At 64.1% G+C, this 22,071-nt stretch carries 16 protein-coding genes and 1 pseudogene; all 17 read left to right on the top strand.

Features of this window, described 5'->3' with window-relative positions:
- The first annotated feature begins 53 nt into the window (after positions 1–53).
- A complete protein-coding gene (locus BT122_RS03530) occupies positions 54–1,169 on the top strand; it encodes a DnaJ domain-containing protein (protein ID WP_072354634.1) in 1,116 nt (371 codons plus the stop codon).
- Between the two features lie 145 nt (positions 1,170–1,314).
- Positions 1,315–2,577, top strand: coding sequence for a molecular chaperone DnaJ (dnaJ, locus tag BT122_RS03535; RefSeq protein ID WP_072354635.1), 1,263 nt, complete (start codon positions 1,315–1,317; stop codon positions 2,575–2,577).
- Positions 2,574–3,959, top strand: a complete 1,386-nt coding sequence (locus BT122_RS03540; protein ID WP_286130299.1) for a MiaB/RimO family radical SAM methylthiotransferase — start codon at positions 2,574–2,576, stop codon at positions 3,957–3,959. The genes dnaJ and BT122_RS03540 overlap by 4 nt, the downstream gene beginning before the upstream one ends.
- A 111-nt stretch (positions 3,960–4,070) precedes the next feature.
- A complete protein-coding gene (locus BT122_RS03545) occupies positions 4,071–5,069 on the top strand; it encodes a PhoH family protein (RefSeq protein ID WP_072354636.1) in 999 nt (332 codons plus the stop codon).
- Positions 5,053–5,562 (top strand): rRNA maturation RNase YbeY, encoded by a 510-nt coding sequence (ybeY, locus tag BT122_RS03550; RefSeq protein ID WP_072354637.1) that lies wholly within the window; start codon positions 5,053–5,055, stop codon positions 5,560–5,562. The genes BT122_RS03545 and ybeY overlap by 17 nt, the downstream gene beginning before the upstream one ends.
- Positions 5,559–5,933 carry a diacylglycerol kinase family protein gene (locus tag BT122_RS03555; RefSeq protein WP_072354638.1) on the top strand — a complete coding sequence of 125 codons (375 nt, stop codon included), beginning with the start codon at positions 5,559–5,561 and terminating at the stop codon, positions 5,931–5,933. The genes ybeY and BT122_RS03555 overlap by 4 nt, the downstream gene beginning before the upstream one ends.
- Positions 5,934–5,978: 45 nt before the next feature.
- Positions 5,979–6,899 carry a GTPase Era gene (gene era / locus BT122_RS03560; RefSeq protein WP_072354639.1) on the top strand — a complete coding sequence of 307 codons (921 nt, stop codon included), beginning with the start codon at positions 5,979–5,981 and terminating at the stop codon, positions 6,897–6,899.
- A 15-nt stretch (positions 6,900–6,914) separates the two neighbouring features.
- Positions 6,915–7,664 (top strand): DNA repair protein RecO, encoded by a 750-nt coding sequence (gene recO, locus BT122_RS03565; RefSeq protein ID WP_072354640.1) that lies wholly within the window; start codon positions 6,915–6,917, stop codon positions 7,662–7,664.
- A gap of 123 nt (positions 7,665–7,787) precedes the next feature.
- On the top strand, positions 7,788–10,385 hold the full coding sequence (locus BT122_RS11315; RefSeq protein ID WP_072354641.1) for a L,D-transpeptidase: 2,598 nt from the start codon (positions 7,788–7,790) through the stop codon (positions 10,383–10,385).
- Positions 10,386–10,548: 163 nt separating this feature from the next.
- A complete protein-coding gene (gene rpsO, locus BT122_RS03575; RefSeq protein WP_032111731.1) occupies positions 10,549–10,827 on the top strand; it encodes a 30S ribosomal protein S15 in 279 nt (92 codons plus the stop codon).
- Positions 10,828–10,997: 170 nt separating this feature from the next.
- On the top strand, positions 10,998–13,277 hold the full coding sequence (locus BT122_RS03580) for a polyribonucleotide nucleotidyltransferase (protein WP_059054227.1): 2,280 nt from the start codon (positions 10,998–11,000) through the stop codon (positions 13,275–13,277).
- A 423-nt stretch (positions 13,278–13,700) separates the two neighbouring features.
- Positions 13,701–15,365 (top strand): ribonuclease J, encoded by a 1,665-nt coding sequence (locus BT122_RS03585; protein WP_072354642.1) that lies wholly within the window; start codon positions 13,701–13,703, stop codon positions 15,363–15,365.
- A 4-nt stretch (positions 15,366–15,369) separates the two neighbouring features.
- On the top strand, positions 15,370–17,865 hold the full coding sequence (locus BT122_RS03590) for an FtsK/SpoIIIE family DNA translocase (RefSeq protein ID WP_072354643.1): 2,496 nt from the start codon (positions 15,370–15,372) through the stop codon (positions 17,863–17,865).
- Between the two features lie 6 nt (positions 17,866–17,871).
- Entirely contained in the window at positions 17,872–19,533 is a 1,662-nt protein-coding gene (locus BT122_RS03595; protein ID WP_072354644.1) for a RodZ domain-containing protein, read from the top strand.
- An 86-nt stretch (positions 19,534–19,619) separates the two neighbouring features.
- Complete coding sequence (locus BT122_RS03600) at positions 19,620–20,117, top strand: YajQ family cyclic di-GMP-binding protein (protein WP_072354645.1); 498 nt, start codon at positions 19,620–19,622, stop codon at positions 20,115–20,117.
- Positions 20,110–21,464, top strand: a pseudogene (rimO, locus tag BT122_RS03605) (30S ribosomal protein S12 methylthiotransferase RimO). The gene BT122_RS03600 and the pseudogene rimO overlap by 8 nt, the downstream one beginning before the upstream one ends.
- A complete protein-coding gene (gene pgsA, locus BT122_RS03610) occupies positions 21,461–22,069 on the top strand; it encodes a CDP-diacylglycerol--glycerol-3-phosphate 3-phosphatidyltransferase (RefSeq protein WP_072354647.1) in 609 nt (202 codons plus the stop codon). Before rimO ends, pgsA begins: the two are co-directional and overlap by 4 nt.
- The last annotated feature ends 2 nt before the right edge of the window (positions 22,070–22,071 follow it).

The raw sequence follows: 22,071 nt of genomic DNA on the forward strand, positions 1-22,071 counted from the left end.
TGCGAAGTCGGACCCATGGAGGGCCCGCCCCAAGCATCGGCAGGAGACTTCGCATGGCTTCGATGAACGACAAGGATTATTACGCCATTCTCGGCGTCGAGAAGGACGCCTCCACAGAGGACATTCGCAAGGCCTTTCAGCAGAAGGCTCGCAAGCTTCACCCCGACGTCAACAAGGCGCCGGACGCAGAGGAGAAGTTCAAGGAGGTCTCGGAGGCCTACGCCGTCCTCTCTGACCCCGAGAAGCGCTCCCGCTACGACGCCATGCGTTCTGGCTCTCCGTTTGCCGGCGCAACTGGCTCGGCCGGCTCTCCGTATGCCGGCGGCTACGGCGGCGGAGACCCCTTCGGCTGGGGCTTCCCCTTTGGCTCCAACGGATATACGCGCCGCACCTCGACCCGCGGGCGCTCTCGTTCCTACAATCCGCGCGTTGGTGCGGACGTCGTCTTTGACCTCACGCTCGATGCGGCAACCGCCGAGAAGGGTGTCAGCCGTGGCGTCACCTACCAGCGCTACGCCGCGTGCGAGGTGTGCCACGGCAAGGGCTCCGTCCAGGCAGAGCACTCCGAGACCTGCCCGACCTGCCACGGAACGGGTCGCATCTCCGTTGACCTTACCGGCCTCTTTGGCTTTGGCGTCATGGATATGGAGTGCCCCGAGTGCGAGGGCACCGGTCGCGTTGTCGCGGACCCCTGCGACGCATGTGGCGGCTCGGGTCGCGTGCTTACGGCAAGCGAGGTTGTGGTCAACGTTCCTGCTGGCTCCCACGACGGCGACCTCGTTCGCGTGAAGGGCATGGGTAACGCCGGGACAAACGGCTCGGCCGCCGGTGACTTTGTCTGCAGAGTTGTAGTCCCTGAGGAGCGCCTTAACCCATACCAGGCGAACGGCTTCCAGATTCTCGGCTTCGACCTGCCGTTCCTAGTCTTTGGTGCGCTCTCGGGCACGCTCACCGGGCTTCTCGCGTTCATCATCGTGATTGCCGCGGTGGGCATTGCGTTCGTGGTGCGCGGCGGTGGCCTCAAGAGCAACTCGCGCTGGTGGAGAAATGCGCTCGGCTCCCTTGGCAACGGCGCTGCAACAGGCCTCATCCTGGCGCTGCTCATGGTCTCGATGTTCTCGTGCACGGCTGCTGGGCCCGGCGTGAGGTACTACGGCTACGTTTGGTAGCTCAAACATCGAAGTGCGCCTGGCTTTTCTCGCGTTCGCTTGGCGTGCCTTTGGGTAGAGAAGACCCTTGTACGTGCCGCTATGGCGGCGCCTTGTCTGCAGGTTGGCCCCGTGGGGTCGGGGCGATTTCGGGAGTTTGGTGAGAGTGGAATCGAAGAAGGACTACTACGAGGTCCTTGGCGTGCCTCGTGACGCGGACGCAAAGACGATAAAGCGGGCGTTTCTCAAGAAGGCACGGGTGCTCCATCCCGACGTTTCGGACGACCCCAACGCAGAGGAGAAGTTCAAGGAGGTCAACCAGGCTTACTCCGTTCTCTCCGACGAGCGCAAGCGCGCAAACTACGACCGCTATGGCGATGAGAACGGCCCCGCAGGCTTTGGCTCCGACTACGTCGATATGTCCGATATCTTCAACGGCTCGGGCTTTGGCATCGATGACATCTTCGACTCGTTCTTCGGTGGCGGCGCCTCTGGCAGTGCTGGCGGGCGTGCTGCTCGCACGCGCGGTCGTGACATGGGCATCCGCCTTACGGTCACCCTCGCCGAGGCTGCAGCTGGCGTCACCAAGACGCTCGCCTACGATCGCCTTGCCCCCTGCGATGACTGTGGCGGCACCGGCGTCGCCGAGGGTGGCCATGAGCGCACCTGTGACCGCTGCCACGGCACCGGCCGCGTCATCGAGGTCCAGCGCACCATCTTTGGCCAGATGCAGACCCAGACAACCTGCCCCGTGTGCCACGGATCAGGCAAGGTTGTCGACAAACCCTGCGAGACCTGCGAGGGCCAGGGTCGCACCCCCTCGCGTGAGACCGTCGAGGTCAAGGTGCCTGCCGGCGTCCACTCGGGTCAGACCATCCGCATAGCCGGCAAGGGCGAGGCGGGCGTGCGCGGCGATACCTCTGGTGACCTCGTTGTGAGCATCGAGGTCGCGCAGGACGAGCGCTTCGAGCGCCAGGGCGACGACCTCTACACCACCGTGCGCGTGGACGCGCTCCAGGCAATCGTGGGCACCACAGTGACGGTCGACGGCATCATGAGGGGCGAGCGCGTTAAGGTCGAGATTCCCGCGGGCTGCCAGTACGGCCAGCAGATCAAGGTGGAGCGCCGCGGTATGCCGCGCCAGGGCATGATCTCTCGCGGCAGCCTGATTGCCGTGGTGCAGGTGGTTGTCCCTACCGACCTCGACAAGCGCCAGCTGCTCGACATCGCAGGCATTGTCGCGGAGCGCACGCTTGGCGAGGAGGGCAACGCCTCCGAGGGCGAGACGCTCGCCGACGAGGAGGGCGACTCTCCCGCCAGGGACGAGGAAGCCGAGCACCTTGCCGGCGAGCGCTGGACCGCACCCAAGAACCCCTTCAAGGACGCCAAGCGCAAGTCGCGCTCCCGCGGCAGGGGCGGTCGCAGGTGAGCGCCGGGCCCTCTCACTCCGTGCGGCGTGGAGCTGCGGGCGCTGCCGGTGAGCAGAGCGCCCACGCTGGCCTCCCCTCCGTTGCCTACGTGAACCTTGGCTGCCGCGTCAATCGCGTCGAGACGGACCTCATTGCCGACGAGCTTACCCGCGCCGGCCTTGCGGTCTCGCCCGAGGAAGAGGCCCAGGCGGTGGTCATCAACACCTGTGCCGTGACGGCTGAGGCCGAGGCAAAGGCTAGGAAGGCCGTGCGCCATGCAGCGTCATTGCCCCAGGCCCCGCTCGTGGTGGCCACCGGATGCGTGGCAAACCTCTTTGCCGACGAGCTTTCCGCCCTTGCGCCCAACGTGACGGTCGAGCGGGACAAGTCGCGCGTGCCCGCCACGGTCCTCGAGGGGCTGGGTGCAGGAGCGCTGGCGGTGGGGGATGATGGCGAGCTTCTCGGCGGCGCCTCGGCATCGTCGGCCTCAACCCCCACGCCCACTGGTCGCACGCGTCCCGGCATCAAGATCCAAGACGGCTGCGACAACCGCTGCACCTACTGCATCGTGTGGAAGGCGAGAGGGGCTTCTCGCTCCGTGGACGCCGCTCGAGTGCGCGAGCTTGTGCTCCGCTCGCTCGAGCGCAAAGCCAGCGAGGTCGTGCTCACGGGCATCAACCTGGGCGTATATCGCTCCCAGCTGCCAGATGGCCGTGAGGTTGGGCTTCCCGGGCTTCTCGCCTGGCTGCTTGAGACCACGCCTGTGGGCCGCATAAGGCTCTCTTCCATCGAGCCGCCCGACGTCACCGACGAGCTCCTCTCGACTATGGCAGCATCCAGCGGCCGCATTGCGCCCTTCCTGCACATCTGCCTGCAGTCTGGCTGTGATGCAACGCTTGGGCGCATGGCGCGCGCCTATGACACTGCTTTCTTCCGCTCCGCCGTCGAGCGCGCCCACGAGCTTCTGCCCCAGGCGTCCCTGGGGACAGACCTCATCGTGGGATTCCCGGGCGAGACGGACGAGGAGTTTGAGCAGTCGCTCACGTTCTGCCGCGAGATGGGCTTCTCGCGCATGCACGTCTTTAGGTACTCCAAGCGCCCGGGTACGCCGGCCGCCACCGAAGAAGGCCAGGTAGACCCCCATGTGATGGCCGAGAGAAGCGCCCGTGCCCGCGAGCTTGCCCATGAGCTGCGCGCACAGGAGGCTGCTCGTCTTGTTGGCATGGAAGACCTCGTCTGCGTGCAGGCGCCGTTCCGCGGAGTCTCCGGTGGGCTCTTCGATGTCACGCTAGATGCCGAGGCTCCCATTGATGCCATCGTCCCCGTGCGCCTAACGGGTGTCTCGCCTGACGGGACCACCCTTCTGGGCCATGTGTGCTCGCAGGAGGAACGCACCCTGTGACGTGCCCCGAGCCATCCGTTTGGCTATGATTGGTTTCTGCGGCCGCGCACCCTAGCGCTGCGTGCCGCGCTTGACTGTCTGCACGTTCGCCTGCGTCTAGCCCGGAGGAGCATGGAACCCACCCGCGTCCGCCTCACGATACCCGATACTGTTGACCCCACGGCCCTCATGGGCCCGGCCGACAGCCATCTGCGCCGCATCGAGAGCGCGTTTGACGACGCCATGGTCGTGGTGCGCGGCAACCAGGTGCTCATTGTTGGCCCGGCAGATCAGGTCGAGCAGGTAACCTCCGTCTTCTCGCAGCTCATCAAGGCAGTCGAGGGAGGGGAGATCCCCACCTCCGATGAGGTCGACATCCTTCTTGGTCAGGTAACGCACGGCGTGCGCCACGACCGCGGGCATGCAGGCGACGTCATTCTCAGCCATCATGGGCGCCCCGTGCGGCCAAAGACCGCAGGGCAGCGTCGTTACGTGGAGGCCATACGTTCGAACTCCATCACCTTTGGCGTGGGGCCGGCCGGCACGGGCAAGACCTACCTGGCCATGGCAATGGCGGTTGCTGCCCTCAAGCGCCACGAGGTGAGTCGCATCGTGCTCACAAGACCTGTTGTTGAGGCGGGGGAGTCTCTGGGCTTTCTCCCTGGCACGCTCGAGGAGAAGCTCGACCCCTACGTGCGGCCGCTCTACGACGCCCTTCTCGACATGGCAGACGCCGAGAAGGTCGCCACCTACATGGAGCAGGGCACCATCGAGATCGCTCCTCTCGCCTTTATGCGCGGGCGCACGTTTAGCGACGCCTTCGTAATCCTGGACGAGGCGCAGAACACCACACCCCAGCAGATGAAGATGTTCCTCACCCGCATGGGCTTCTCGTCCAAGTTCGTGGTCACGGGCGACGCCACGCAGCGCGACCTGGTGGGCCCGGGCGGTCTTGACCAGGCGCGCGAGGTACTCGCGGGGATCGACGGTATCGAGTTTGTGGACCTCGATCGCAATGACATAGTGAGAAACGCCCTGGTAGCCCGCATTGTGGACGCATACGACCGCGCAGCGGCCGAGCGTGGTACAAAGGCGGCTGGAAAGGGGGCCAACCATGGCAAACGAGTATGACATCACTGCTGAGGAGGGCATGGACGCGCCCATTAGCGAGGACGAGATTCGCTCCGACCTCGACCGCGTGCTTGCGGAGGAAGGCGTAGACCGCGACTGCCTGGTCTCCGTCTCCATCGTGGGCGATGAGCGCATCCGCGAGCTCAATGTCGAGTGGCGCGGGCGTGACGTGGCAACCGACGTCATCTCGCTTGAGTGCGAGCGCCCGGATGACCCGGACCTTGCTCCCGGCGAGCCCTGCGAGCTCGGCGACATCGTCCTTGCCCCAGACTACATTGCTCGTCAGGCAACGCGCTTTGGAACTACGGCGGCAGACGAGTTCCGCCTGCTTCTTGTGCACGGAACCCTGCACCTTCTTGGCTACGACCACCTTGAGGACGATGAGGCTGAGGTCATGGAGGCGCGCGAAGATGCCCTTCTCGCCCTGCTCCCGCATGACGGCACCACGCGACCCGTCACGCTCACCAGGCACCGCGAGGGGGTAGACGAGTGATTCCCGGGTCGAACAACGACCATCCGTCGTTTCGCAAGAGCTTCCTCTTCGCCATCCAGGGCTTCAGGACGGCGGTGCGCACCGAGCGAAACATCAAGGTGATGATCGGCGGTGGCATCGGCGCCATCGTGGCTGGCTTTTTGGTTGGTCTCGACCCCCTGAGCTGGGCGATTGTGCTTGTGTGCTGCGGGGTGGTTATCTCGGCGGAGCTTCTCAACACGGCGGTCGAGACCGTGGTCGACCTGGTGTCTCCCGAGTTCCACCCGCTTGCCGGCCGCGCCAAAGACATTGCAGCAGCTGCGGTCTGGATACTCTCGGTGCTCGTGGCTGCGGTGGGCATCATCGTCTTTGCAAACGCAATCTTTTTCTAGAATGAGACAAATAGAAACTCCCTTTGTCTCATTGAGGAGCAGCACGTGGAAAACAACAACGACAGCAACACGCCTTTCAGGAGCGGCTTCGTGGCACTTGTCGGCAGGCCCAACGTGGGCAAGTCGACACTGGTCAACGCCTGCATGGGCGAGAAGGTCGCCATCACGAGCCCCGTGGCGCAGACCACGCGCAAGCGTCTTCGCGCCGTGGTGAACACGCCCAACTCGCAGCTCGTTATCATCGACACGCCGGGTCTCCACAAGCCCCAGGACAGCCTTGGCAAGGAGCTCAACCAGGCTGCCCTGGCCGAGCTCGCCGATGCGGACGTGGTCGCCTTTCTCGTCGACGCGACCAAGCCGGTGGGCACGGGCGATGCCTGGGTGGCGCGCCACGTCGACGGCTCCGAGGCAGACTTCAAGCTCCTGGTGATCACCAAGGCCGACAAGGCGACGCCCGAGCAGGTCACCTCGCAGCTTGCTGCCGCCCGCGAGCTTGCGCACTTCGACGACGAGCTGGTCATCTCTGCGCGCGAGGGCTTCAACGTGGACGCATTCGTCAAGCTCGTCTCGTCGCATCTGCCCGAGGGCCCCAAGTGGTTCCCGGATGACATGGACACCGACGCCACGCCAGAGGACCTCGTGGCGGAGTTCGTGCGCGAGAAGCTCTTCCTCAACCTTCGCCAGGAGGTGCCGCACTCGATTGGCGTTATCTGCGACGACATCGAGTACGCCAAGGACGGCCACGCCTCCGTCACGGCGACGGTGCTCGTCGAGCGCGAGGGCCAGAAGGGCATCGTGGTGGGCAAGGGCGGCTCCATGATCAAGCTCGTGGGCACCGAGGCGCGCCGCGACATCGAGCGCCTGCTTGGCTGCAAGGTCTACCTGGATCTCTCCGTGCGCGTCCAGCCCCAGTGGCGCCGTGATGCCAACGAGATCCGCCGCCTTGGCTACAGCGCCGAGGACTAGGGGAGCAGGCCACCCATGCCCGGCCGGCGTACCCACCGCACGCGCGGCATTGTGCTCGACCACGTAAAGCTGGGCGAGCAAGATCTCATCGTGACGCTGCTCACGGCCGATGGCGCCCGGGCGCGGGCCGTCGCCAAGGGTGCCCGCAAGCCCGGCGGTCGTCTGGCGGCGCGTGTGGAGCTCTTCTCCGAGACGGACCTCCTTCTGGCCTCGGGGAGAAACCTCGACATCGTCTCCGAGGCAACCCTTGTGGACCCGCACGAGCGGCTGCGCGGGGACCTGGAGCGTGTGAGCGCCGCCTCGGCCGCCTGTGAGGTGGCGCGCCTCACCTCTTTCGAGGACGCTGAGGACCCCTTCGTCTATCCGCTACTGTCTCGAGCGCTTAGGGCGTTGGAAGAGGCGGCTGACCAGGCGCACCTCGACCTCTCCGTTGCCGCTTACGTGTTTAAGGTGCTGGCGCATGAAGGCTGGCGGCCAGAGCTTGACCATTGCATTGCCTGTGGGGACCCATCCCCGCTGTGGTTCTCCGCAGCGGCCGGTGGCGCCCTCTGCGAGAGCTGCGCACGCGAGGTCCCAGGGGCAGAGCCCGTCTCGCCGTCTCAGCTTGCCTGGATGCGCGCGCTTATCGGCTTGACCTTTGACCAGCTCCTTGCCGCAGACGTTAGCGCCGAGTGCGCGCTTTGGCTTGTGGGGTGTGCCCACATGTGGGCGGCCACACACCTTGACGCACGTCTAAAAGCGTTTGAGTTCATGCTTGCTCTGTAAGGAACAAGGACGATGCTGCCACTCACGTCATCAACGCGATTGTTGAGAAATTATGCAGGTTTGAGTGCTTATACTTTCGTTCAGCTCGATGTCTGGCCATTTGTGACCCCGGAGGTAGCCCCAATGAGATCTGCGGCGAGATGCAAGAACGCGCTACTTGTCTTTGCAGTCATCTTGACCTGTGTGCTTGCGGTTCCTTCCATGGCGCTTGCAGCTGATTCTGTAGACGCGTCGGGAAAAGAGGCTTCGGTATCCGAAAGCGCTGATGCGACCAAGCCTATATGGGAGTTCTCCGGCGTCGAGCTCTCCTCCTCCAGCGTCACCTCCGGCGAGGCCGTGACGGTCACCCCGCAGGTCACCGGCGACCTCGGCGGCGCCGAGTACAACTACGTGTGGTCCTACGGGGGCGGCTGGGACCTCTGGGGCTCCACCGTCAGGGACACCGGGAGGGGCACCAATGAGGCCACGGGGACGCTGACGCTGACCAAGCCGGGCGCCTACACGGTCTACGTGGACGTGACCGACCGCGCGGGCGAGAAGAGGACGATGTCCGCGACGCTCGAGGTGGCCCCGCCCGAGTGGTCCTTCACCGGCGTGAGCCTCTCGGCCTCCAGCGTGACCTCCGGCGAGGCCGTCACCGTGACACCCGTCACCTCGGGCGACCTCGGCGGCGCCGAGTACAACTACGTCTGGCAGCGGGACGGCTCCTGGGCGGAGGGCGAGTGGGGCTCCACCGTGCTCTCGGGCGGCTCCGGCACGCCCGACTCCTCCGCGACCCTCTCCTCCGAGGTCTCCCGCCCCGGCACCTACACGATCTACGTCGACGTCACCGACCGCTCGGGCCAGAAGCGCACCATGTCCGCCGACTTCGAGGTGGCCTCGCCCGAGTGGTCGTTCTCCGGCGTCGAGCTCTCCTCCTCCAGCGTCACCTCCGGCGAGCCCGTGACGGTCACCCCGCTGGTGACCGGCGACCTCGGGGGCGCCACGTACAACTACGTGTGGCAGCGCAACGGCTCCTGGGCGGAGGGCGAGTGGGGCTCCACCGTGCTCTCCGAGGGCTCCGGCACGCCCGACTCCTCCGCGACCCTCGCCTCCGAGGTCTCCCGCGCCGGCTCCTACACCGTGTACGTCGACGTGACCGACCGTGCTGGCGAGAAGCGTACCATGTCCGCGACGCTCGAGGTCGCCTCGCCCGAGTGGTCCTTCACCGGCGTAGAGGTCTCCTCCCCGCGCGCCAGGGTCGACGAGCCCGTGACGGTGACGCCCGTCACCTCCGGCGACCTCGACGGCGCCGAGTACAACTACGTGTGGTCCTACGGGGGAGGCTGGGACCTCTGGGGCTCCACGGTGAAGGACGAGGGCAAGCCGACCGCAGACGCCACCGGCACCCTCTCCTTCTACCGCCCCGGCCGCTACGTGGTCTACGTGGACGTCACCGACCGCTCCGGGCAGAAGCGCACCATGTCCTCCGAGGTCGAGGCCTACGACGACTCCTGGTCGCTCGACGGCGTCACCGCCACGCCGGCGGAGGTCGTGGCCGGCGACGAGGTCACCTGCGCGCCGGTTGTCTCCGGCGACGCCTCCGGCCTCAGGTACAACTACGTCTGGCAGCGCGACGGCTCCTGGGCCGAGGGCGACTGGGGCTCCACGGAGCTCGACGAGGGCTCCGACACGGACGAGGCCTCCCACAAGGGGGCCCTCGGGACGCCCGGCCGCTACACCCTCTACGTGGACGCCGTCTCCGCGCGCGGCGAGAGGCGCACCGCCTCGGCGCAGGTCGTGGCCTGGGGCGTGACGGGGGTCTCCGCCTCCGGCTCCGCCGCCTCCGGCTGGACGGCCTCGACCGACCTCTTCGAGGGCCACGAGGTCCCCGGCGCGCTCTACCGCTTCCGCTGGGCCTCCGCCGACGGCTCCGCCTCCGGCACGCTTCAGGATTGGTCGAGCACGACTTCGGTGAGCTTCTCGCGTGACACCCTCAACTCCAGCTCTACGGCCTATGAGGTCTACCTTGACGTGAAGTATCCCAACGGCACGCAGCCGAGCTTCTCTGCCGATGTCCACAAGTCTGGCTGGTTCACCTCTGGTGGATCCTGGCATTATGCGTATGACTCCGGTGCCGAAGCAACCGGTTGGGCAAGCATCAACGGTTCCTGGTACTACTTCAATGGCTACGGCGCCATGCAGACGGGCTGGCTCAACTGGGGTGGGAAGTCGTACTACCTCGACCCATCAACCGGGAAGATGGCAACCGGGTTTGCTGCTGGGAGTTACTTTGACCCGGATGGCGCTTGGCTGTGCTACTCCTGGGAAGCCAGTTCTGCCGTGAATATTGCCAGGTCCGTGGGCAGCCCAACTAACTACCTTCTCCTCATTGACAACTCGAACTGCACGACATGGGTCTTCAAGTGGGTCAACGGCGATTGGTGCGCCATCTACAAGTGGGTTTGCTCGCCCGGAAAGGCATCGACGCCTACGGTCCGCGGCACCTACTACATTGGTTCTCGCGGCTATAGCTTTGGACAAGGCTTCACCTGCTACTACTGGACCCAGTTCTATGGAAACTACCTGTTCCACTCCGTTCTGTACTATGAGGGCTCTCGTACGGTGATGGATGGAACGCTTGGTGTCCCGGCCTCGCATGGCTGCGTCCGTCTCGACATCAACAACGCGTACTGGATTAACCAGAACATTCCCTCGGGGACCAGGGTCTATAGCTACTAGTCGGTAGCTTCACGCACCTCGTATGCGGCGATTGTGTGGGCACGACCGCCGCTGCGAAGTGCGTGCTATCATACCTAGGTCATTACCCCGCACCTAGCGGCCCGCCAACTGCCTGGCGACCGTCCCGGTCCGGGGCGTATCCAAAGAACGAAAGGGGTTCCACATGGCAGTCACCAAGGAGCGCAAGGCCGAGCTCATCAAGCAGTACGGCAAGGACGAGAAGGACTCCGGCTCCGCAGCCGTCCAGGTTGCCCTGCTCACGGAGCGCATCAAGGGCCTCACCGAGCACATGAAGAGCCACAAGAAGGACTTCCACACTCGTCGCGGCCTGCTCATGCTCGTCGGTAAGCGTCGTCGCCTGCTTTCCTACATCAAGGCTCAGGACATCGAGGAGTATCGTTCCCTCATTAAGAGCCTCGGCATCCGCGACAACATCCAGTAAGTGTTCTAAGGGGGCGCCTGCGGGCGCCCCTTGCTTGTGCGCCCGAGAGAAGCGAGGGCGCGCCGCGGGCGTGCGATGCGTCGCACACGCTTTTATCGTCCCCGCGCGTGGTGCGGGGGCCCGCAAGACGGCCCGTCTGCAATGGGGCAGGCGGAGATAAGAGGAAACGTATGACAAAGGTTACACACGAGTTCGACCTCTACGGAAAGCACTACGCTCTCGAGGCGGGCGAGCTCGCAAAGCAGGCCACGGGCGCCTGCCTGGTGAAGTGCGGGGACTCCACCGTCCTCGTGACCGCCGTGGTCTCGAAGGAGCGCAAGGACTACGACTTCTTCCCCCTGACGGTCGACTTCATCGAGAAGATGTACGCCGTGGGCCGCATCCCCGGCGGATACCTCAAGCGTGAGGCCAGGCCCTCCGAGAAGGCCACCCTCACGGCCCGCATGATCGACCGCCCGCTGCGCCCGTCCTTCCCCGACGGCTTCCGCAACGAGGTGCAGGTTGTTGCCACCCCGCTCGTGGCAGACCAGATCCACTCCGTCGACACCATCTGCGTGATGGGCGCCTCTGCAGCCCTCACCGTCGGCGGCGTGCCCTTCGAGGGACCGCTTGCCTGCGTGCGCATTGGTCGCAACCCCGAGACGGGCGAGTTCCTCGTGAACCCCACCTACGAGGAGCGCGACACCTCCGACCTCGACCTTGAGCTTGCCGGTTCGTCCACGTTCATCTCCATGCTCGAGGCTGGCGCTAAGGAGATTAGCGAGGAGGACATGCTCGCCGCCATGGCGTTTGGCCAGGAGGCCATTGCCGCCTTCTGCGAGGAGGAGAAGAAGTTCTTCGCCAAGTGGGAGGAGGCCAACGGCCCCATCGTCAAGAAGGAGTACGTCCTCGACGAGCCCATCCCCGAGGTCCACGACCGCATCTTCGCGCACTTTGACGAGATGAGCGCCGCCCTCAAGGACGCCGACAAGCTCTCCCGCATGGGCAAGGTCGAGGCCCTCAAGGAGTCCATCAAGGCCGAGTTCACCGAGGACGAGCAGGCTCAGTGGAGCCGCGCCATCGCCGTCGAGCTCAAGGGCCTCGAGAAGCACGCCATGCGCAAGATGGTCGTTGAGACCGGCGAGCGCGTCGACGGCCGTACGCCCACCGAGATTCGCCCGATCATGGTCAAGCCCGACTACCTGCCCCTGGTCCACGGCTCCGGTCTCTTCCAGCGTGGCCAGACCCAGGTGCTCTCCATCTGCACCCTCGGCATGCTCAACGAGTGGCAGCGCCTTGACACCATCGAGCCCGTCGATGGCAAGCGCTACATCCACCACTACAACTTCCCGCCCTACTGCACGGGCGAGACCGGCCGCATGGGCAGCCCTAAGCGCCGCGAGATTGGCCACGGTGCGCTGGCCGAGCGCGCGCTGCTTCCTGTGATTCCCTCCGAGGAGGAGTTCCCCTACACCATCCGCGTGGTCTCCGAGGTCATGGAGTCCAACGGCTCCAGCTCGATGGCTTCCACCTGCGGTTCCACGCTGGCGCTCATGGATGCCGGCGTGCCCATCAAGCGCCCGGTCTCCGGCGTTGCCATGGGCCTCATCCAGGAGGAGGGCAAGACCGTTGTCCTCACCGACATCCAGGGTCTCGAGGACTTCCTCGGCGACATGGACTTCAAGGTGACGGGCACCACCAAGGGCATCACCGCCATGCAGATGGACAACAAGGCCACCGGCCTCACGCCCGAGATCCTGCGCAAGGCGCTCATGCAGGCTCACGAGGGCCGCATGTTCATCCTCGACAAGATGCTCGAGCAGATCCCCGCACCTCGCGAGCACGCCAAGGACACCGCTCCCCAGATCATCAGCCTCCAGATCCCCACGGACAAGATCCGCGACGTCATCGGCTCCGGCGGCAAGGTTATCCGTGGCATCCAGGAGGACACTGGCGCCACCGTCGACATCCAGGAGGACGGTACCGTCTTCATTGCTGGCACCAACGGTGCGGGCGAGGCTGCTGCCGAGCGCATCAAGGCCATTGTCAAGGTCCCCGAGGTGGGGGAGGAGTACACCGGTCGCGTCGTGGGCATCCAGCCCTTCGGCGCCTTCGTCGAGCTGCTGCCCGGCAAGGACGGCCTGCTCCACATCTCCCGCGTTGCCAAGGGTCGCGTCGACAAGGTCGAGGACGTGCTCAACATTGGTGACGAGGTCCGCGTGAAGGTCCTCGAGGTCGATGAGAAGGGCAAGATTTCCCTCGACCGCCTCGACAAACCCGAGGCTCCTGCCGGCTCCGGCCACAACGGCCACGACGAGGGCAACGGTCACGAGCGTTCCGAGCGCTCCGGCGAGCGCCGTCCCCGCGCGCGTCGTCACCCCGGCGACCGTGGCGAGGGCTCCTCTCGCACCAACAACGGCGGCGAGAATGGCGAGAAGCGCCAGCCGCGCCGTCACCACGAGGCTCAGTAGGCTTTTCTCGGTTCATTGCTTTACGTGGCGGGCGGTGCTCCTTTGAGTGCCGCCCGCTTTTTTTGTGGCTGGTGCTACTTCCCATTGCGCTGTGGGGCTGAATCTAGACATTTCATTGGCCTGGGTCATCGGAAAATGTCCAATTTTTGCCCCATAGACGCGGTGAGCGCCTGTAGGGTGTGACACCACGCGCTGGACTGTTGTCGGCAGTCCACTTGTCTCACTCCGCAATCATCGTGGAGCCTCGTCACGCCTTCATCGTCTTGGTTACAATAGGTAGGCTAGAGTGCCAATGCGCCTTCTTCCCGCATTGGCTCACAAATTCGTAGCTGTTGCGGCTGGTGGTATTCGGCCACCAGGACCGCTCACTAGATAACGGCGCAAGCCGCACGTATAGACCACGAGGAAAGGATCCCTCCAGCAATGCCAAAGAAAGATACCGCCCTCAAGATCATCCCGCTTGGTGGTCTTGACGGGATCGGCAAGAACATGACCGTTTTCGAGTACGGAAACGACATGGTCATGATTGACGCCGGCCTCATGTTCCCCGATGACGAGCAGCCAGGCATCGACCTCATACTCCCTGACTATACTTACGTCCTGGAGAACGAGGACAAGCTGCGCGGCATCATCATTACCCACGGCCACGAGGACCACACGGGTGCGCTTCCGTACTTGCTGCAGGATCTCACGCACAAGGTGCCTATCTACTCCAGCAAGCTCACACTTGGCATCATCGAGGGCAAGCTCGCCGAGCACAACATCAAGAGCCCCAAGTTCCGCGAGGTCCAGGACGGCTCTACCATCACGCTTGGCGCCTTCAACATCACGTTCTTTGCCATGACGCACTCCATCCCAGCCGCGTTTGGCGTCTTCATGAACACGCCTGCTGGCAATGTGATGCACACCGGAGACTTCAAGCTTGACCAGACGCCCATCGACGGCGTGCGACCCAACTATGCCGCCATCAACCGCTTTGCTGCCGAGGGCATTGACGTCCTGCTCTCCGATTCCACTAATGCAACGCGTCCTGGCTTCACCCCTTCCGAGGCGGCCGTGGGACCGGCGCTGCGTCACATCATCAAGAACGCACCCGGCCGCGTCTTTGTCGCCTCGTTCTCCAGCCACATCCACCGTCTGCAGCAGATCTGCGATGCCTCCGTGGCGGTTGGCCGCAAGGTCGTCGTGACGGGCCGCTCGATGGTCACCAACACCAAGGTTGCTCGCGAGCTTGGCTACCTGCGCATTGCGGACGAGAACATCATCGATGCCTACGACCTCGAGAAGCTTCCGGACGAGCAGATCGTGGTCCTCTGCACCGGCAGCCAGGGCGAGCCACTCTCGGCACTTGCCCGCATGGCCAACGGCGAGCACAAGAGCCTCTCCATCCACGAGGGCGACACGGTCATCATCTCCGCCAACCCCATTCCTGGCAACGAGAAGAGCGTTCAGGCCATCATCAACTCGCTTTCCAAGCTGGGCTGCGACATCTACGACAAGAGCCAGGCCCTTGTCCACGTCTCTGGGCACGGCTCCCAGGAGGAGCTCAAGCTCATGCTCGCCATGGTGAAGCCTCGCAACTTCATGCCGGTCCACGGCGAGGCCCAGCACTTGCGTGCGCACGCCAAGCTTGCCCAGCAGGTTGGCATTCCCGAGAGGAACATCTTCATTCTCGACAACGGCGATTCCCTCGAGGTGCGTCACGGCAAGGCACGTCGCGGTCCCTCCGTCGACTCCGGCGTGGTCTACGTCGATGGTCTTTCCATAACCGATGCCAACCCAGTTGTACTTCGCGATCGCCAGCGCCTCGCACAGGATGGTGTCATCACGTGCGTTGTTGCTATCCGCTCGAGGAACCACTCCGTCGACACCATCGACCTCTCTGGGCGCGGTGTCTCCTTTGCCACGGACGAGGTACTCATGGGCGATGCCCGTGACCTTGTGCGATCGCAGGTCGAGCGTCTTGAGAAGGGTAACGGCGCGAGCATTGACACCGTTCGCAAGGGAGTGAGAAACTCGCTCTCTAATTTCCTTTGGAGCAAGACGCACACGCGACCGATGGTGATACCGGTCGTGATGGAGGTCTAGGCACATGCCCTCGAATCGCAGATCAAACGCAGCAGGCAAGGCAGCAAAGAAGGGGTCAAAGTCGCGGGGTGCCGGCGCACGCCAGGCATCGCGCGGCCGTGCCGCCGACAAGGCCGCGCAGGGTCTCTCATCCACGCAGAACGACATCCTCGGCGTGGTCTTGGCCGTTGTTGCCGTTGCCATGTTCGTTTCGCTGGTTGCACCAACCTCGGCCATCGTGACGAGCATGGTTGGCCATGCGCTTACGCTGCTCTTTGGCACCGGTGCGATTCTTGCCCCCATAGCCCTCTTCATCTTTGCGTGCACGTTCTTCATGGACGAGGACGGCCCCATCTCCGGTCGTGTGGCGGCTGGCCTTGTGCTCATTGTTCTTGCCATCTTGGCGATGCTCTCCCTCAATCATCCTGGCGTTGCGGATAATCCCCAGATTGCACTGGCGGAGTACACGCTTGAGTCCGCCGGCGGCTATGTGGGCGGCGGCATTGCCTATGTGCTCGTGCGTCTTGTGGGCCTCATCGTTGGCAACGTCATTCTCGTTGGCGTCATCATTGCCGGTGCCGTGGTCTGCGGATTCTCGATCTCTGGTGCTGTTGCCAGGATTCACCTGCGTGCCCAGGAGGCGTCCGAGAGCCGCCGCATTGCCCGCGAGGAGCGCGCGGCCGAGCGTGAGGCTGCCCGCGAGGTAGAGCCGGCGGCACCGCAGGCAGCTGTCCCCGCAGCGCGAACGCAGGGCTCGCTCTTTGACGAGACGGGCGAGGGTGAGACGTCCTTCATTGGCGCGCGCAAGACCAGCGTTCTTCGGCGTGGACGCTCCAAGAAGCCTGACGCCGCGGCAACCGAGGCGGGGGAGCTGGACAGCGGTGCCACGACGCTTCTTGACGCTGCTCCCACGACCCTCCTCGACATCCCCGAGAAGGCCCCAAAGGCGCGCGCTTCTCGTGCGCCTAAGGAGAAGGGAACAACCCCAGCGTTTCTGGCTGGCGGCAATGTCGCATCCAAGCGCGCGCAGGCGCCCGAGCCTGCCGTTGCCGAAGATGGCAAGGAGCTTCCGCCCGCAGACATGCTCAAGGTGAACCCCAACTCCGGCGTGAGCGCCGAGTCCGACGAGGAGCTCTCCTCCGTTGCGGCCAAGCTCCAGGGCACGCTTGAGGAGTTCGGCCTCACCTCGCGCGTGGTCGGTTGGGTTGCCGGTCCCTCGGTCACCACGTTCAAGATCGAGATGGGCGAGGGCGAGCGCGTAAGCAAGATTACCAACCTCCAGGATGACATTGCGCTCTCGCTTGCCTCCCGCTCGGTGCGCATCTTCGCACCCATCCCGGGCACCTCGCTCGTGGGCATTGAGATTCCCAACAAGACAACGCAGCCTGTCTATCTTGGAGACGTGCTGCCCTACGTCAAGGGTGGCCCGCTCGAGGCTGCGTTTGGCCGCGACTCCGAGGGCAACCCCGTTGTGGTGGACATTGCCGGCCTGCCGCACCTTCTGGTTGCAGGAACCACGGGCTCCGGCAAGTCTGTGCTGCTCAACAGCATCGTCATGACCATCCTCATGCGCGCAACACCCGAGGAGGTCCGTCTCATCATGGTGGACCCCAAGCGCGTCGAGTTCACCTACTATGCCGGCCTGCCCCACCTCTACGTGCCTGTGGTGACCGAGCCAAACAAGGCAGCAAGCGCCCTCTCCTGGGGCGTCACCGAGATGGAGCGCCGCCTCAAGGTCTTCGAGCACTACAAGGTCCGCGACATCAAGTCCTACAACCGCGACGTTGACGGTGACAAGTACGCCGACATGGAGAACCCTCCAAAGCACATGCCGTATTTCGTCATCGTGATCGACGAGCTCTCTGACCTCATGATGGTTGCCGGCAAGGACGTCGAGGCCTCGATTGTGCGCATCGCCCAACTGGGGCGCGCTGCCGGCATACACCTCATCGTTGCCACGCAGCGCCCCTCGGCAGACGTCGTGACGGGCCTCATCAAGGCAAACATCGACAACCGCGTGGCGCTTTCGGTCGACAATGGCATGAACTCTCGCATCATCCTCGACCAGACGGGTGCCGAGCGCCTCCTTGGCCACGGCGACATGCTCTACAAGCTTCGCGGCAAGCGCCCGCGCCGTGCCCAGGGCTGCTTTGTCTCGGAGGAGGAGGTCGAGCGCGTGGTTAACTTCATCAAGGAGCACCACGACACCGACTACCACGACGATATTCTCACTGCCGTCTCGCCCATGTCACCCGGCGGCCCCAGCGAGGCTTCTGCTCCGGCGGATGACCCCCTTCTCTGGGAGGCTGCCGATATCGTTGTGAACTCTCAGCTTGGTTCCACCTCCAGCCTTCAGCGAGCGCTCTCGGTGGGGTACGCTAGGGCGGGGAGAATCATGGACATGCTCGAGAACAAGGGCGTCGTGGGGCCCGCAAACGGTTCGAAGCCGCGCGAGGTGCTTCTCGACAAGGAGGGCCTCGAGGACCTTAAGGCCGCCGAGCAGGATTTTGAGGAGGTGTAGCCCACCATGCCGTCGCGTCCGCGCTTCAGCGAGATGCTGCTTGACCGCCGTCGCCAACTTGGACTCACGGTGGGCCAGGCCTCTCAGGTCCTAAAGCTCAAGGAGCAGGTCCTCATTGCCTTCGAAGAGGGTGACTTTGAGAACATCCCCCAAAGCGGCTATGCCCAGGGCATGCTTTCGTCGTATGCCCGCTACCTGGGCCTCAATCCCCGTGAGATTGTTGACCTCTTCCAGGAGGAACTCTACGAGCACGTGCATGGCACCTCCTCGCACGAGCTGCGCCGTCGCACGCGCGACACGCAGTCTGGTCGCGGAGTCCAGGGCTACGACGTAGTCAACGAGGCCGAGTCGCGGCCCAAGGCATATGTGCAGTATCGAGGGCTGCTTCCCACCTCCGGCGGACCCGCGGGTGACATGGGTGCCTTTGCCACTACCTCTGGGCCCAGGCCCCGCACGCCATCCTCGGTGCCGCTCGCTGGCTCGAGCTACCCCGCTGGCTCCCGTAGCCAGTCACCGTCCTACTCTCATGCCGAGTACGTCTACGGCAGGCCGTACAACTCCACGTCCGAGCGCGAGCGCGACGACAGCCGCGAGCGCGACAGGGACCGTTACGCCTCGCGCCAGCGTGGCAGGTACGCCCAGCAAAGGCGCCGCGTCGACGATCCGGCGAACCGCCTCTTGCGCGAGGGGCAAAACGGCGTGGAGGAGAGGCGCGAGACCGCGCGGGCTTACCGTCGCGATACGTCCCGAGCCCAGCGCCTCTACGAGCGAGACAGCGTAAGCACGAGGAGCGTGCGCGCCGGCGAGTACACCGACGACCTTCGCTACGACGACGGGGCCAGGCCCTATGATCGCGCGTCGACCATCTCCGGCAGACGCTCGTCGAGAAACATCGCCAGCGTTGACAGGCCCAAGGTACGTCGCCGCGATGACCAGCGCGGTCGCCTCTCCGGGCGCGCCCGTGGATGTGCATCTCAGGACAACCGCCGCACGACGCTCCTCGTGATCTGCGCTCTTGCGCTGGCGCTCACCCTCATCTTGGTCTTCTCAGTGCGCTCGTGCGTGAGCAACCGGTCAACGTCTCAGGAGAACAAGACGACAGTTCCCGTGAGCACCACGTCCACGGACTCCAGCTCGACCAATTCGACGTCCACGGACACCTCGTCAACGCCAACCACTACGACGACCACCCAGGGGACGGCGAGCTCTGACACCACCGCAAGCGATTCCACCACGACAACCGAGACGGATGTCACGGTCTCCGTTGCCAGCGGGGAGACCTCGTGGCTCGAGATCACAAACGATGGCACCAGCGAGGTCGCAAGTACCGTTACGGGGCCATGGGAGCAAACCTACACTGTCACGGATTCGATTACCATCCGAGCTGGCAATCCTGGGGCAGTCACTGTCACCGAGAATGGCACGCAGAAGAGCTTTGACTCTAAGGCGTCCGGCATTGGCTCTCTCACCATTCAAGGAACGCCTGCCGCCACAATCGACGGCAGTACCAAGGACTCCACGACGGGCACCACCGGCGACTCATCGAGCAGCACGAGCACTACAAGCTCCACAGGCAGCACGAGCACGTCAGGCTCGCGGACGTCTGGGGGCACCACCTCGACGTCATCCAAGACGTCTGGCACTACGAGTACTTCCACGAGCAACTAGGGCAATGGGCCTCATGCGGGCCCATGGTTACGACAATCGTTTGCTGCGGGCAGAATGGTTGCGCAGCGAACGGGGGAGGATATGGCATGGCCAAGGATTCGAGCTTCGACGTCGTCTCTGTCGTTGACATGCAGGAGGTCGACAACGCCTACCAGCAGGCTACCCGTGAGATCTCGCAGCGCTACGACCTCAAGGGAACCGGGGCATCGCTCACGCTCGCTAAGGGCGAGGGTACGTTTACGGTTGAAGCTCCGTCTGACTTTGTTGCTGGCCAGGTGCGCGATATTCTCGGCTCCAAGCTCGTGAAGCGTGGAGTAGACCTCACGGCGCTGCGCTGGGACAAGCCCCAGGCGGCCTCCGGCATGAGCGTTAGGCAGCAGGGCCACCTCGTGCAAGGCATCGATGCGGATCTGGCAAAGAAGATCTCCAAGGACATCCGTGACTCCAAGATCAAGGCAAAGGCCGCAATCGAGGGCGACAAGCTTCGTGTGAGCTCTCCTTCCAAGGACGCGCTGCAGCAGGTCATCGCCCTGCTTCGCGACAACGACTACGGCCAGCCCCTCCAGTACGTCAACTATCGATAAGGTCAATACATGCCCAGCATTCTCTTCATTACCCGCGGGTGCGCCAAGAACGAGGTCGACACTGACCGCATGCGCGCCCTTCTCCTTGGTGCCGGATACGACGAGACGGACGATCCGGACAAGGCAGATATTGCACTTATCAACACCTGCTCCTTTCTCGTCTCTGCTACGCAAGAGTCGCTCGATACCACCCTCGAGCTTGCACAGCAGGAGGAGGGGGAAGGGCATGCGCTTCCCATCGTCATGTGTGGCTGCGTGCCATCCCGTTACGGTGCCCCCCTCGCGGAGGAGCTTCCCGAGGTATCCGCCTTCGTGAATGCCGACGACGAGGACGGGATCGTGGACGTCGTTGATAGCGTGCTGGGGCTCGAGCGCGACGTTGCGCCAGGCGTCCCCCAGGGCGTGCTGCGCACCGTGGACGGTGCCAGCGCCTACGTGAAGATTTCCGAGGGCTGCGATAGGTTCTGCGCGTTCTGCGCCATCCCGTACATTCGCGGGCGCTACCACTCACGTGATGCAAAGGAGATCTGTGAGGAGGTCCACTCCCTCATGGAGGGCGGCGTGCGTGAGGTCGTGCTCATTGGGCAGGACACCGGCATCTGGGGCTCTGACTTCGCCGAGCCGCGCACCCTGGCATCGCTCCTTCGCCAGGTTGCCGAGGTCGTGCGTCCCTACGGTGGCTGGGTACGCGTGCTGTACCTGCAGCCCGAGGGCATGACTGAGGAGCTCATCTCCACGATTCGCGACGTCCCCGAGGTGCTGCCCTACATCGACATCCCCATTCAGCACTGTTCGGCCACTGTGCTCGAGCGCATGGGCCGCAAGGGTTCGGCAGAGGAGTTCTCTGCTCTCTTTGCGCACCTGCGTAAGGAGATTCCCGGCATGGTCCTTCGCACGACGGCCATGGCGGGCTTTCCCGGCGAGACGGACGAGGAGGCTCAGGAGCTGCTCGACTTCCTCCAGGACGAGGAGTTCGACTACTGCTCCGTCTTCACGTACTCCCCCGAGGATGGCACGCGTGCTGCAACCATGCCCAACCAGGTTCCCGACGAGGTCAAACTCGAGCGCACGCAGCGCCTCATCGACCTCACTGAGCAGCTTGGCTTTGCCGCTGCCGAAAGGCACGTTGGGGAGCGTGTGCGCGTCATCGTTGATGGCATTGAGGACGGACCCGATGGTGCCGAGTTTATCGGCCATGCCTGGTTCCAAGCTCCGGACTCTGACGGCGTCGTTCATATCGCGAGTGGCGAGCTCTCCGTTGGCGACATTGTGACCTGCGACCTTGTCGACTCCTTCACGTACGACCTTGTCGGTGAGGTTGTTGATGGCAAGGAGGGCGTGCGATGAGCGCCGCAACCTCCAAGGGGGACGCGCCATCCATCTGGACCCCAGCTAACGTTGTGACCTGCATCCGCGTGGCCGCTGTCCCCCTGTGGCTTCTCGTCGCCGAGATGTCTCCTGCTGCTGGCGTGGGTTCCGGGTGGTCGCTTGGCGTCTTTCTCTTCTTTGTGGCGCTTTCGCTCACCGACAAGCTCGATGGCTACCTTGCGCGCAGCAGGAACGAGGTCACGACCTTTGGCAAGTTCCTTGATCCCATAGCTGACAAGCTCGTCGTTGTGGTTGCCCTCTGCTTTCTCCTCGAGCGGGGAGAGGTCTCCTCGTGGGTTCTGCTCGTTATCGTTGCGCGCGAGTTCCTCGTTTCTGGGCTGCGCATGGTTGTGGCCTCGTCCGGCACCGTCATCGCGGCCTCTCCTCTGGGCAAGGGAAAGACCGCGGTTACGATGGTTGCCATCTCCGCGCTGCTCCTTGCCATGGCGCTTCCCACAGGTGGCGCAGCGGACGCCTTTGAGCTGCTCGGGCAGGTGCTTATGGTCGCAGCGGTTGTACTGACGGCTTGGTCGGGCATTGACTACTTCGTAAAGGCATGGTCATACGTAGTGGGGGAGCGATAGCC

Origin of the sequence: Olsenella sp. kh2p3, from assembly GCA_900119625.1 — a bacterium.
GTDB lineage: Bacteria > Actinomycetota > Coriobacteriia > Coriobacteriales > Atopobiaceae > Tractidigestivibacter.

Bases quoted from the DNA above. Each gene is read 5' to 3' on its own strand.
- ybeY (WP_072354637.1), top strand. From the start codon at position 5,053: ATGGCAAACGAGTATGACATCACTGCTGAGGAGGGCATGGACGCGCCC.
- BT122_RS03595 (WP_072354644.1), top strand. From the start codon at position 17,872: ATGCCGTCGCGTCCGCGCTTCAGCGAGATGCTGCTTGACCGCCGTCGC.
- BT122_RS03580 (WP_059054227.1), top strand. From the start codon at position 10,998: ATGACAAAGGTTACACACGAGTTCGACCTCTACGGAAAGCACTACGCT.
- BT122_RS03600 (WP_072354645.1), top strand. From the start codon at position 19,620: ATGGCCAAGGATTCGAGCTTCGACGTCGTCTCTGTCGTTGACATGCAG.
- recO (WP_072354640.1), top strand. From the start codon at position 6,915: ATGCCCGGCCGGCGTACCCACCGCACGCGCGGCATTGTGCTCGACCAC.
- BT122_RS11315 (WP_072354641.1), top strand. From the start codon at position 7,788: ATGAGATCTGCGGCGAGATGCAAGAACGCGCTACTTGTCTTTGCAGTC.
- BT122_RS03545 (WP_072354636.1), top strand. From the start codon at position 4,071: ATGGAACCCACCCGCGTCCGCCTCACGATACCCGATACTGTTGACCCC.
- BT122_RS03585 (WP_072354642.1), top strand. From the start codon at position 13,701: ATGCCAAAGAAAGATACCGCCCTCAAGATCATCCCGCTTGGTGGTCTT.
- rpsO (WP_032111731.1), top strand. From the start codon at position 10,549: ATGGCAGTCACCAAGGAGCGCAAGGCCGAGCTCATCAAGCAGTACGGC.
- pgsA (WP_072354647.1), top strand. From the start codon at position 21,461: ATGAGCGCCGCAACCTCCAAGGGGGACGCGCCATCCATCTGGACCCCA.
- BT122_RS03590 (WP_072354643.1), top strand. From the start codon at position 15,370: ATGCCCTCGAATCGCAGATCAAACGCAGCAGGCAAGGCAGCAAAGAAG.
- BT122_RS03530 (WP_072354634.1), top strand. From the start codon at position 54: ATGGCTTCGATGAACGACAAGGATTATTACGCCATTCTCGGCGTCGAG.